Genomic DNA, 12,521 nt, shown 5'->3' on the forward strand with positions numbered 1-12,521 from the left:
CAACGAGCAAGCTGTTTCTAACCGGCAGGCCACCCCCTCCAGCCAATAAATAACCGGCTTGGAGGGGGATTTTACTAGTAGGTCACGCCCCGAACCTGGTTCAAATCTGCTTGCGTTAAAGTGCCGTCTTTCATTTTTTCGAAGAAGCTGGGGGTGCGTTCTTCATCGAGCTGCACCGCCGACCCCGCGTAGGTAGGCAGGTTAATGCGCGCGATTGGGGGAGCGCCGTTCAGGTCCGACTTCATTACGGAACGGAAATCCCACGCCAGCCGCGCCACGCCAAACGAACCCGTGCCGGAGTCCGTAGTTAGCGCGTGCGCGGTTGCCCCGACGAGTGCTTTTTGTTTAAACGGGTTCAGCAGCAAGGATGGGGTCATAGCTTCAGATGAGATAGCGCTGATAACCTGCCGCTGCCGTTTCGCCCGCCCGATATCCCCCTCGGGATCTGCCATGCGCATGCGCGCGAACGCCAGCGCGGTGTCCCCGTTGGAACGGTGGCACCCGGACTTCCAAACCAGTTGCGAATCGTGGTCGTTCACGTCGTAATCAAGGCACAGGTTCACCCCGCCGACGGCGTCAACCACGGACTTTAAACCATCCATACCGATTTCTACGTATCGATCTACCTTGAGGCCCGTTAGTCCCTCAACGGTTTCAACCATGAGCGATGGGCCACCGAGAGAGTACGCGGCGTTCAGCTTATTCTGGTTATGACCTGGAATGTTCACCCACGTGTCGCGCGGTAGAGACACGAGGGAAGTCTGCCCATTGGGGGCGCGGCGCAGCAGCAAAATCGTGTCCGTGCGCCCGCCTTCAGTGCCGTCGTCTGGGGTGGCGCCATCACGCGAATCTGAACCGGCCAGTAGGTACGTGGTGCCCGATTGCGCTGGGGCGGAACTCAACGCGTCAACGTGACTGATCTGTGTAGACGCCCAAAATGCTAAATAAGCAGGCCACGCCACCACCAGTAACACAAGTACAAGTAAGGTCGTGAGCACAACTCGGCGGCCGCGGTGAGGGCGGCGCCGCCGAACCGGGGCTGATGGAGGTGCGCTCGGGCCGCTTGGTGGATTCGAATACTGCGGCTTGTACCCGCGGTTGTATTGAGGTGAATACTCGCGATTTACGTTCGCACTCTCGGGTCGCCGCCTACCTGCACTTGGTGCATACGACGGGGGCTGCTGGGCATAAGCAGCTTCCCTGGCAGAAGCGCCCTCCCTGCGGGCCGCCTGCGCGCGGTAATAATCGCGGTCGGTTGCAGCTGCCTCAGAACGATCAGTGGCCGCGCCCGCTTGGTTTTGGTGGAACACGGATTGGCGGCGTACCGAACGCGCCTGGTTCCTGGCCGTAAAAACCCGGTCCCGCGCAGGGGTTGAAGACGAACTGCGACCGCTGGGAGAGCGCCGAACGGCGTTATCCCTATCTTCGCTGGGGAGCGGCTGCCCGCTGCTGGAACGGCGGGAAACCCGTTTGGCACCACTTGAGGAAGGGCGCACCCGGCGACCCTTCGGGTTAAAAGACGGGGGGTTAGCCATTGGTCCGCGGCCGTTCCGGAACGTACTGCTGGTTGGGCTTGTCGTAGTCCTTAGAGTGTTCCTTGTCGGGTTCTAACGAGCCATCCTCGCGGACCTTAAACCAGGATCCATCCATGGTCCGATAAGTGGTGCCCGCTGGGAACGGCTTGTCGTTCTTGAGTGCGTTCCACATGTTCTCGGTGTCTTGGTTTGGAACCACCCGGTTCGAATCCTGCAGGTCTGGATCCACCGGCATCGTGGAGAACTGCACTCCACTACCCGGAATGTCCTTAAGCGAGTTAGCGAGCCCCGCGCTCACAGACAGGTTCGTGAGGTTCTTCGATGTCTTCACGGATTCCAATGCCGTCTTCACGAAGTTGTAAAGCTGGAGGGAATCTCCCAACCCCTTCTCTTTTGCGGTCGCTACAATTTTGCCGATCATCTGCTGCTGGCGAGTGATCCGGTCTAGGTCCGAACCCGACCCGAGACTGTGGCGCAACCGCGCGTATGCGAGTGCCTGATCTCCGTTCAACACGTGGCATCCGGCCTCAATATTCAAATCCGCTTCGTAATCGTGAATGGGTTCGTCAAAACACATCTCGATTCCACCGAGGGTTTCCACGGTCTTGATGAACCCGTCGAAATCAACGACCATCACTTCGTTAATATCAATCCCCGTGAGAGCCTCCGTGGTCTTTTTCACGCACGCCACACCCGCGGCCATATTCTTCGGGTTTTCTTGCGCTCCCAGGCCCAGCGCCCAGTTGAACTGGCCGTAGTGCGGTACCGTCTGCGAACCATTGGTTAGTTTGCAAGCAGGTAGGTTCATGAGGGTATCTCGCGGAATCGCAATGAACTGGGCGCGCGAGCGGTCTGCGCTGATGTGCAGCACCATCGTCACATCGTTGCGCATTCCCTCCTCATTGTCTTGATTGAAGTCTTGGTCTGCACGCTGATCAGACCCGACCACGAGGACGTTCAGTGCCTTGCCCGCATATGAGTCCACCAGGTTCGGTTGCTTATTGTGGTCTTCAAACGAATCCAAATTCAGCGCATTATTATCCAGCGAGTTTTTGAGGTCGTAGTACAGTAATCCACCAAATGTGACAGCGAAAAGAACAGCCGCTAGGGCCGCTAGGGCCACGTATTTTTTCCATCTGGATTTGGTCTTGAGGTCCGTGGCGTGACGATACTTCTGCTTTTTCCGTACGCGGGAGCGGCGGGGAAAACTGAGGGTTAACGCGTCTTCTGCGCGGCGTTTAACATTGCGTTGAATCGTGTCCGGCGTGGGGTCGTTCGGGGTGTTAGTGCTCATTCGCCGCTCCTGTCGGAGGCTCGTGGTGGGAGAACGTTTTGTAGCGCCTGGTGACGTGCCAGCCGGGTGAGGCGCTTTTCCATATTGGATTCGCGCCGGTACGACGTGATCATTGTTGAAATAACCACCAGGGTGAGTCCGTATAGCAGCAGGTCACTCCCACGCCCAACGCCCACGGCGTTCGCAACGCGAGTGAGTAGGGTGGGGAATACGGCCGCGATCATGGCTAACAGTATGAACAGCCAGATGCCCAGACGGCGGACAGCCAAGTGCTTGGCGGTGCGCACAGGCTGCATCATCACTAACCCAACGAAGCATAACGCCAAGATCAATAGGGTCTTAACAACCCACTGTGAACCCAGTACTGCTGTCACTTAAAACTCCCCGTTCAAGGTCGTGTGCTTGCTGGTATTCGAGTGCCACGCTCTTAGTAAACTCACGCGTAACATTGTCCCATTTTGGTTCAAAAACATAGTTATTTCCACTCTAGCGCGTGTGGGTCAATGCCTTCCTGTTCTATAACAGAGCCCACTTTCCACCCGGAACCGACCCATAGTACACGCCGGTTTTGTTCAAATCCAGATAGTATTCGCGCTGCCCAACCACGCGGGTTAGGCGCAGCTGTAGCGTCAAAAATCGCTACTTCTGACGTGAGTGCTTCCACCAGCCCCGCACTTGCCTTTCCCGCACGCACAGTTGAAGGTACCGGGTTTCCGTGCGTGTTTTCAGGCTCGTTTTCCTGAGGTACTTCGCACACCGGTGCGGGCAGGAACTCCATTTGGTCGGGTTGCCCATGGGTTTGTGCAATGGCGTCCACCACGCCTGCCGGGAGCTCACCGGTCCACCCCAGTGCCATGGGGGAGAGGTCGTGCAGTGCAACCACCAGGCCCGGGTCTGCTGCAGCCCACCGCTTTGCCCAGTCCGCGTTGTCCGTGATGATTACCTCAAACTCCGCAGGCTCCACGTGTGCCGGGTTTGCGAACCACAGGGCGGTACCCTCAGTGAAACCAGTTCCAGTAAGCCACATGAGGGCCTGCCATGAGGGGGGCATCGCCACGGCCACGTGAGCCTGCTCGTCTGCGAACTCGTAAATCGCGCCCGCGCACTTGGAAATCCAGCGGGCCACATTTGAGCCAACGAGTTCCGTTCGCGCCTGCCCGTACCACGTTAAACACGGCTCAGCAGACGCTTCGAGTGCCCTCAAGGTGTCTAAAGAAAACATACTGTCACTTTGGCACACAAAAAGTCCGGGCGGGAAGCGACTGTCAGAAAGTAGAGTAATCTCATATACTCTTAAACAACTTGACTATGCGGAATAACACGCGTGTAATTCTAAAAGGCAACAAAAAGCAATCGAGGGGAAAACCAGTGTGGAATATTCTTGGTGACGGTCCGCTGACAATCGATAATCAGGGTACCGTTTCTCTCGACGACGGCGTTTTAGCTTGGCAGGCAAATGCCCTGTGTGCGCAGACGGACCCAGAGGCATTCTTCCCAGAAAAGGGAGGCTCCACCCGCGAAGCCAAAGCCGTATGCCAAGAATGCGCGGTTCGGGAACAGTGCCTGCAGTACGCACTCGCCAACGACGAACGGTTCGGCATTTGGGGTGGCATGTCCGAGCGGGAACGAAGGGCGTACAAACGCCGCGCCGTTTAATGAGTCCGCGTGATGAGCTCGCAAACTAACTCCATCACCGCCCTGATCGTCACCGGTGGGAACACTCCGTATCTACAAGAAACGATCGCTGCGGTCACCCGTCAAACCCGCCTGCCAGATCGACTGCTCGTAATCGACTGGTCCAACCAAAATGTTGACCTTGAGGACGTGCGCACCCTCCACGTGGGGCCGTGCCAAAACTTCGGTGACGCCCTCAAAAAAGCAATCGAACAAGACCCAACCATTACCAACTGCGACTGGATGTGGCTACTGCACGACGACGCGGCGCCGCTAACGAACTGCCTGCAAGAACTGGAACGTGCCGCCGTTAACGGCCCCACCGTCGGAGCCGTGGGCCCAAAGTACATGGCGTGGTCCGACCCCACGCGCCTGCTGTCAGTTGGGATTAAAGCGTCACGAACCGCGCGGCGAATGGACGACATTGCGGCAGAAGAAATAGACCAGGGGCAATACGACGACACCGCGGACGTGCTCGCCGTGGGGACCGCCGCGATGCTGGTCCGCACCGATACTTACACGCACCTAGACGGATTCGACCCCGCGTTGGGCCCATTTGGGGACGGTTTAGAGTTCGGCCGTCGAATCCGCCTGGCCGGGTACCGCGTAGTCGTCGCGCCGGGCGCAAAGATTCGGCACGCCCGCGCCTCATACCGGGCCGTTAGAGACCATGCTGAAGCTCAGATAGACCGCTCGTATGCGCCGCGGCGTAGCGCGCAAATATACAACGCCCTGGTGGCCGCACCGGCGATACTAACGTGGGTGATGCTAGCGTTCCTACCCGTCGTCACGGCGCTGCGATGGGCGTGGCGAGTGGTTACCAAAAACTTCGAACTGGGCCGCGCTGAATGGCAAGCCATGGTGCAGGTTCTGCGCCGAACGCCCGACGTCTTCAGAGCGCAGCGTCGCATCCGCAGAACCTCGCGGGTACCCCGCAGCGTCCTGCGGCACCTCGAGGTGTCCAACCGTGAAGTGACGCGAGCGGCTCGCATTCGGGCGCGCAAAGAAAAACGTCGCGAACCCGCGCAACAACTGGAACCCATCGCTGCGCGCCTACTGCGCAACCACCGGGCCAGAACCCGCGCTGGCGCGGCCGCGGGCGCACTCATTACCCTCATCCTCACCGTGCTTCTACTGCGCCCGGTAGTCACCGGACTATGGGGGCAGGCGTGGGTGAACCTTCCAGATTCGTGGCTGCTCCTAGTTAAACAAGCCTGGGGCGGATGGGTGTTCTCTGCCGGCGGATACCCCGGGCCCACAGACCCGCTGCTCGCAGTCTGGGCCTTACTCACCGCCCCGTTCGCGGTTTTCACCATCCAACCGCAAACCGTTCTGCTGTGGTTTTGGCTGCTTGCCCCCGCACTGGCCTGGGCAGCGATGTATGCGGCCGCCGGCGCGCACAGTCAAAGGGTTGCGCTCAGACTCATTGCCGCAACCGTGTGGACCGGCCTGCCCACGTTCCTGCTCGCCTGGTCCGATGGGCGCCTAGCCGCGGTGTGCACACACGTTGCCCTGCCACTACTAGTGCTTGGGATAACGCGTACCAGTGGGTCCGCGCGGCCGCTGCTGATCCGCGGGGCGCAAAACCAAATCGAGCAAACCCCACCGGTGCGCAGCGAGTACGCGGCCATAGCTGCACTGGCCACCCTCGTGATTGCCAGCAGCGCCTCGTGGACGTTTGCACTAGTGCTCCTGCTGATCGCGATCTTGCTGGTGCGCGGTAGGAACCACCGCTGGGCACTACTGCTGACCGCCCTGCCAACCGCAGTTTTCCTCGCCCCCACGTATGCGCACACTTTCGGGCTTGGCATGCAACAAGGCGTGCAGTTCTTACTGGCCGAAAACGGGCAGGCGCTCGACTACGCGGCCCCCTCAAGCCTGGACCTACTGCTCGGTATTCCCCACGAATGGGTGGGAACAACTGCGGGCTACATTATTTGGCTCCTGCCCACCGCACTCGTTGGAATCTGTGCGCTCGGCGCCCTGGCGAGCCGCAGGCAGGCAGTTAGCGTGCGCGTGCTGATGCTGTTCGCAGCAGCCAGCCTGGTGGTAGCCAACCTCACCACCCGCACGGTCGTGGACCTGCAAGATTCGTGGGTGCGGGCCTGGCCCGGGACCGCGCTCAGCATTGCTGCAGTCGCACTAATCGTGGCCGCGCTGCGTGCGTTCGTACCACTGTGCCTAGTGGACCGACCCAACCGCGCAACCCGTTACCGCCGAGCGTTCGACACGGCCGCGGCCGTGGGCTTCGTGCTGGCAATGGCAGCGCCCCTCACCGTGATCGGCACGTGGCTTCCCCGGGCGGTCGACACCGACCAGAGTGTGCAAACCCACGCCCCGCGCGCACCTCTAGCCAGTGTTGACGCTCAGCATTCGAGCCGGCACACGCGCCTGCTGGTACTGAGTGCGGACGCGGGGCGGTTGAGCGCAGCCGTGCGGCGGGCGCAAGGACCTCAACTGGCGGATTCGAGTGCGCGCCTACGCTGGGACAGGGCCCACGCAGTCAAGCAAGCGGAAAGTGCTCACGCAGACGAACAAGCGGACAGCTCCCATGCGGTAAAGCAAACGGATACGGTGGACGCGCTCACCACGGGTAGTGCGGAAGACAGGGACCTGGCGCAGATGCTGACTCGGCTGGTGCAAGCCCCAGATGAAACCACTGCGCGGGCGCTGCAAAGCTTTGCGATAGACCAGATCGCACTCGCCCCTGGAACCGGGGTGGCGCGAGACCGGACGATGGCAACTCTAGATTCATTCGGCGCGCTGCAACGCGCAGGGGAATCGGAGTTAGGTACCCTCTGGCGCGTGCGCCCGGATGGGCAAGCCCCAGCCCGGTTATACGCCGATGCTGCAGCGCGGGGTAGCGGCTACATAAGTGCGGAGACGACCGCGCGGGCCGGGCAGAAACTCACGCTCACCGAACGCGCGGACGCTAACTGGCACGCCACGGTGCAAGGCCAAGCGCTGCAGCCCACCCAACACGGGTGGCAGCAAGCCTTCGACATGGGCACGAGCAGCGGAACGGTGCATGTTTACTACGGCAACCCGTGGCTTTACACCTGGTGGGTGGCGTGTGCCGTGACCGCAGTGGGGTTGGGACTCATGCTCATTCCTGTTAGAAGGAGGCGCCGCAGTGCCGTTTAACTGGAAAGAAGGATTAAAACTGTCTGCGCTGGGCGTGTCTGCGCTCGTGTGCGCCGGCGCACTTGGAGCCACTGGGTTCATTGACGTATTCACTTCCAGTGCTGCGGTTCAAACCGCGCCCGCTTCCGTGTCCGCTTCGCTGGAAAACTCACAGGCCCAACTCACCTGTATCCCACAGGCACTAGCGGCCGATGGGGCAGACACTGTCGCCGGTGACCTTCAGGTACTTGAAGATGGGGGCCAGTGGGTCGATGAACTCCAAACGCTGAGCACTAACGGTCCCGGCAGCCAGGTAGACCGAAAGAATGCAAAGAACCTGCGTGATCCAGTGCGCATTCAGGTGCGCACCCAGGCAGACACCCGAGTTTACACTTCCGCGGTTACGCAATCTCACACCGCGCATGACAACGGGTTAGCGTGGAGCCAGTGCGACGCTCCAACCATGGAAGGTTGGTTCGCGGGCGCGTCCACCGCGGTTGGGAATCAATCCGTTCTGGTCTTAGCCAATCCGTCGGATGCGGCGGCAAACGTGAGCCTGCAGGCCTGGACTTCCGTTGGCCCCCTGGATATTCACCCCAGCGTGGTGGTCCCCAAGCTCAGTAGCGTACGCGTTAATTTAGCTAGTTATTTTCCGCAGGAGGAGGCGCTCGCGGTGCATGCGCGCGTCGATGGACCCACCCTCGGAATGAGTTTGCTAACCACTTCGGTGGCGGGCGTAGCCCCTCAGGGAATGAATGTGACTGGCCCGGCTGCGCAACTGGAACGCAAACTCGTGTTTCCCGGGTTCGCGGCCACTAACTCACACCCGCGGCTGCGGCTCGTGAACCCCGGGCAAAAAGACGCGGCGGTGACGGTGCAGGCACTCACACCTAAGGGAATGCAGGACGTGCCGGGCGCCACGGACCTCACGGTTGATGCTGGAGCGGTACTGGAACTGAACATGGATGGGTTGCCAGGGCCGCAAGTGGGGATAACAGTAGACTCGTCAGTGCCAGTTACGGGCGTGCTCACAGCGGACGTGGAGGGAAAACGCAACGAAGATGGCGACGCGGTGTCCGACCGCGGCGTATGGGTGCCCGCGGCCGCCAGCAAGAACCTCGGGGGACTGGTTCCCGACTTAGCGGGGCATAATGCGGAACTGTCGCTCGTGAACCCAGCGGGGGAACCAGCGCACGCTCGCGTGATGGGCAAACCGGTCACGGTGCCTGCGAACTCCACGGTCACGGTGGCGGCGAAAGGCAACGTGCAGGTGAGTGCGGACCGCCCCCTCTTCGGTGCTGTCACGCTCACAAAAACAGGGGATCAACCGGCAATCGCTTCGTTACCACTGACGGATCCCACTCAGCTTAACCCCCCGCTACAGCTGAACATAACGCGCTAACGCAGGCGTTTCGGGCGTGCACAACTCGCCAGCGTGGGTGCCTTATGAGCGCATAACTCGCTAACACAGGCGCGTCGGACGGGCACAACTCGCCAGCGTGGGTGCCTTATGCGCGCATAACTCGCTTCGTGCGCGTCTAGTTCACTGCGGGCGTTTTGTGCGTATAACTCCCGGACGCGGACGTTCCGGGCGCGGGATCCGCGTGGTTTAATGGTTGGTTTAATCGTTGGGGCCGCGCATCTTAATCGTTGGGGCCGCGCAGCAGGTCGTCGCGGTTTATTCCCGTGAGGTCCCCGAACTGCTCCGCAAGTAGTGCCCGCACGAACGCGTGCAAACCCGACGAGAACTCGCGGTGGCTCGCGCGCCCAGCCCGGTAGCTGATTGGGAGTCGGTACAGGATAATCCGGGCCCGCAGGCCAGCCATTCGATCCACTGCGAAAGCGCGGCAGAGGTTAACCATCGGGGATTCCCACGGTGCCGGATCAACGGGTGGACAGTCTTCCACCGCCACCTCAATTTCTCGCAACTGCGGGTACCTGGCGGCCATTTCGTTCGCATGCATCATCACGATCTCGTTGAACGATTCCGACCACGTACGGCGGGCGGGGACGACGGGGGAAAACAGGGGGCCGCGCGCGCCTCTGCCATGCCTATCTCGGTTCCGAACCACTGGACGCATAGCTGCATTCTAAACCATGCTCGCCGCTGTACCGGCGCGGTGGCCTACAGAAACCCTGGACATTCACCTATTCTGGATGGGTGAGTGCGATGCGAGTTTGTTCCCGACCTACCTGCCGTGAAGCGGCGGTAGCTTCGTTGACGTATGACTATTCTGAGGCCACAGCTGTCTTAGGACCCCTACCACCCAACCGGGAGCCGCACGCGTACGAGCTGTGCGAAAAGCACGCCCACAACTTCACAGCGCCCCGCGGCTGGCAGGTGATCCGCTTAGAAACGAACTTCGAACCCGCTCCACCTTCACCCGATGACCTGCTGGCACTGGCGGACGCGGTGCGGGAAGCGGGACGCAAACCTGCGGGCAACAACCCGCCGGCGGCACGGCGTGAACCGGGGCGCGGTGACAGTGCTGCGAAGAGGCGCCACCACTTTCGGATAGTAGAGGGCGGTTAGGGCGCAGCGAGGATATGATCGATGTTAGAACCGAGCTGAACGGAACAGTGAACTGATGAGCGCCAGTATTCTTGTTGTTGACGACGACGTTGCCCTCGCGGAAATGATCGGCATTGTGCTAGGTGGGGAAGGCTTCAGCGTCTCTTACTGCCACGACGGGGACGAAGTGATGGGTGCGTTCCGCGCCTTGAACCCAGACCTGATTTTGCTTGACGTGATGCTCCCCGGGCTGAACGGTATCGAACTGTGCTCCATGATCCGCGCTGAATCTGACGTGCCGATCGTGATGTTAACGGCCCGCACGGACACCAGTGACGTCGTCGCTGGGCTAGAAGCCGGGGCGGATGATTATGTTCCGAAACCCTTTAAACCCAAAGAACTGGTGGCACGCGTGAAAGCTCGGTTGCGGGGTCGGGAAGTGCTTGAAGAAGAGCACCTGCAGTTCGGAGAAATCCGAGTGGACGTGTCGGGCCACCAAGTGTTCCGCGGGGAAGAAGAGATTGCTTTAACCCCACTGGAGTTCGACCTGCTCGTAGCGCTTGGGAGGGCCCCTTGGAAAGTATTTTCGCGCGACGAACTGCTTGAAAAAGTGTGGGGCTACCGCCACGCGGCCGACACTAGGCTAGTTAACGTGCACGTGCAGCGGCTGCGTTCAAAGATTGAACGAGACCCCGAACACCCCGAAGTGGTGGTCACCGTACGTGGGGTTGGCTACCGCATCGGTAACACTGGAGCGTAACCACTCGTGTCTTCGCCCTCGAAGCTATTTCGTCGAATTGCCCATTCACGGTTGACGCTTCCGCTGCGCCGGTCCCTATCCTTGCGGATCGCGGTCATCATGAGTTTCGTGGCGATCGCAATCCTCGCCGCCCTATTCTTGGTGGTGACCTACCAGGTGCGGGCAGACATTTTTGACCAGCGGCGCGGGCAAATCCTCGACGACGCCTCCGTCCGGTTCACGCAAGCGCAATCCACATTCGACCAGTCCACCGCCACCACCCCGGACCAGGTACAAGACCTCGCCAACCAACTGGTGTCTTCCCTGCAAACCTCCTCCGCCGGTTCAGGGGTTATCTCCACGGTTTTGCTGCGTTCCCCCAGCGCTTCAAAAACTTTTGCGATTAACGAGTTGATTGACCGGGACCTCGTGGACGTCATCAGCGCGAAAATGCGCGCTCAGGTAGCTGCGGGCGCGGAGTCTTACTACCAATCCGTTTCCATTCCCTCCGAAAACGGCACGTCCGTACCCGCAATCGTAGTGGGCTCCCTGGTTCGACTCCCCATGGCGGGTGATTACGAACTGTATTTGATCTATTCTCTGCGTTACGACCAGACCGTTATTTCCACCATGTTCTCCACGCTGTCAGTTGGCGCCCTCCCGGTGGTGTTCATCCTGGCACTGTCGATCTTCGCAATCGTGTACAACCAGCTTCGCCCCGTGGGAGTCACCGCCCGTGCCGCCACGAAACTGGCGGACGGAGACCTCACGGCCCGCGTGCGCATCCGTGGGGAAGACGAGATGGCGAAGCTGGGCCGGGCATTCAACAACATGGCGGACTCCCTGCAAGAAACCATCGCGGAATACGACAAGCTCTCGCAGTTAGAGCAACGCTTCGTCTCCGATGTCTCCCACGAGCTCCGCACCCCCCTCACGACAATCCGGATGGCGGAAGAAATCCTCTACGACGCCCGCCAAAATCTGGATCCCATGATGGCGCGTTCAACGGAACTGCTGCACGAGCAGGTGGATCGGTTCGAAAAAATGCTCGCGGACCTGCTGGAGATTTCTCGATACGATTCGCGCAAAGCCAGTTTGGAAGCCGAAGTCACGGACCTGCGCGGAGTGGTGAGTAAGGTGGTGGAAGCGAACCAGACACTTGCGAATAAACTGAGTGTTCCCATTGAGGTGGATATGCCCTCTACTCGCTGTATTGCAGAGGTGGACCACCGGCGGATCGAACGGGTGCTGCGTAACTTGCTGGTCAACGCGATTGAGCACGCGGAAGGTAAACGCGTGAAAATAACCGTGGCAACAGACCCGACGTCAACCGCGGTGCGGGTGCGTGACTGGGGCGTGGGCATGGATGAGCAGACCCGCGAACACGTATTCGAACGGTTCTTCCGCGCAGACCCGGCGAGGACCCGCACCACGGGAGGTACCGGGTTGGGTCTATCTATCGCGAAAGAAGACGTGGCTCTGCACCACGGGGTGATTGAGGCCTACGGGGTACCGGGTGAAGGATCAGCCTTCCTCGTGACCGTGCCGAAAGTGGCTGGTGAAGACGTGCGTTCGTTCCCGCTGCCACTGTGGGAAGGGGTAGATCACGCCACCACGTCGGAAGGTGGCTTATCTTCGTGAGTA

General features: G+C 60.2%; 11 protein-coding genes. 6 read left to right on the top strand and 5 right to left on the bottom strand.

Annotation, left to right across the window (positions count from 1 at the left end; genetic code table 11):
* Positions 1-74: 74 nt before the first annotated feature.
* From QS713_RS04530 to QS713_RS04545, 4 genes are all read right to left on the bottom strand, one after another.
* The gene (locus tag QS713_RS04530; protein ID WP_313272777.1) at positions 75-1,535 is read right to left on the bottom strand and encodes an LCP family protein; all 1,461 of its coding nucleotides are present in this window, start codon (positions 1,533-1,535) and stop codon (positions 75-77) included.
* Positions 1,528-2,829: an LCP family protein gene (locus QS713_RS04535; RefSeq protein ID WP_313272780.1), complete on the bottom strand. Its 1,302-nt coding sequence runs from the start codon at positions 2,827-2,829 to the stop codon at positions 1,528-1,530. Before QS713_RS04535 ends, QS713_RS04530 begins: the two co-directional genes overlap by 8 nt.
* On the bottom strand, positions 2,826-3,203 hold the full coding sequence (locus QS713_RS04540; protein ID WP_313272783.1) for a DUF2304 domain-containing protein: 378 nt from the start codon (positions 3,201-3,203) through the stop codon (positions 2,826-2,828). The genes QS713_RS04535 and QS713_RS04540 overlap by 4 nt, the downstream gene beginning before the upstream one ends.
* Before the next feature lie 101 nt (positions 3,204-3,304).
* Complete coding sequence (locus QS713_RS04545) at positions 3,305-4,051, bottom strand: hypothetical protein (RefSeq protein WP_313272786.1); 747 nt, start codon at positions 4,049-4,051, stop codon at positions 3,305-3,307.
* Positions 4,052-4,197: 146 nt separating this feature from the next.
* On the opposite strand from QS713_RS04545, the gene QS713_RS04550 reads away from it, so the two are divergent.
* From QS713_RS04550 to QS713_RS04560, 3 genes are read left to right on the top strand one after another with little or no spacing between them, the layout of a single operon-like run.
* Positions 4,198-4,485, top strand: coding sequence for a WhiB family transcriptional regulator (locus tag QS713_RS04550; protein ID WP_284667740.1), 288 nt, complete (start codon positions 4,198-4,200; stop codon positions 4,483-4,485).
* Positions 4,486-4,497: 12 nt separating this feature from the next.
* Positions 4,498-7,647 (top strand): glycosyltransferase, encoded by a 3,150-nt coding sequence (locus tag QS713_RS04555; RefSeq protein ID WP_313272792.1) that lies wholly within the window; start codon positions 4,498-4,500, stop codon positions 7,645-7,647.
* A complete protein-coding gene (locus QS713_RS04560) occupies positions 7,637-9,028 on the top strand; it encodes a DUF5719 family protein (RefSeq protein WP_313272794.1) in 1,392 nt (463 codons plus the stop codon). Before QS713_RS04555 ends, QS713_RS04560 begins: the two co-directional genes overlap by 11 nt.
* 241 nt (positions 9,029-9,269) lie before the next feature.
* Here the strand turns inward: QS713_RS04560 and QS713_RS04565 are convergent, their stop codons facing one another.
* Positions 9,270-9,707: a metallopeptidase family protein gene (locus QS713_RS04565; protein ID WP_313272797.1), complete on the bottom strand. Its 438-nt coding sequence runs from the start codon at positions 9,705-9,707 to the stop codon at positions 9,270-9,272.
* An 89-nt stretch (positions 9,708-9,796) separates the two neighbouring features.
* On the opposite strand from QS713_RS04565, the gene QS713_RS04570 reads away from it, so the two are divergent.
* Genes QS713_RS04570 through mtrB form a run of 3 tightly spaced genes read left to right on the top strand, consistent with a single transcriptional unit; the run spans position 9,797 to position 12,518 of the window.
* Positions 9,797-10,159, top strand: coding sequence for a DUF3499 domain-containing protein (locus QS713_RS04570; RefSeq protein ID WP_376779553.1), 363 nt, complete (start codon positions 9,797-9,799; stop codon positions 10,157-10,159).
* A 55-nt stretch (positions 10,160-10,214) separates the two neighbouring features.
* Positions 10,215-10,898: an MtrAB system response regulator MtrA gene (gene mtrA, locus QS713_RS04575; RefSeq protein WP_313272802.1), complete on the top strand. Its 684-nt coding sequence runs from the start codon at positions 10,215-10,217 to the stop codon at positions 10,896-10,898.
* A 6-nt stretch (positions 10,899-10,904) separates the two neighbouring features.
* Entirely contained in the window at positions 10,905-12,518 is a 1,614-nt protein-coding gene (mtrB, locus tag QS713_RS04580; protein ID WP_313272804.1) for an MtrAB system histidine kinase MtrB, read from the top strand.
* The last annotated feature ends 3 nt before the right edge of the window (positions 12,519-12,521 follow it).

It is taken from the genome of Gleimia hominis, assembly GCF_032085515.1.
GTDB classification, from domain to species: domain Bacteria; phylum Actinomycetota; class Actinomycetes; order Actinomycetales; family Actinomycetaceae; genus Gleimia; species Gleimia hominis.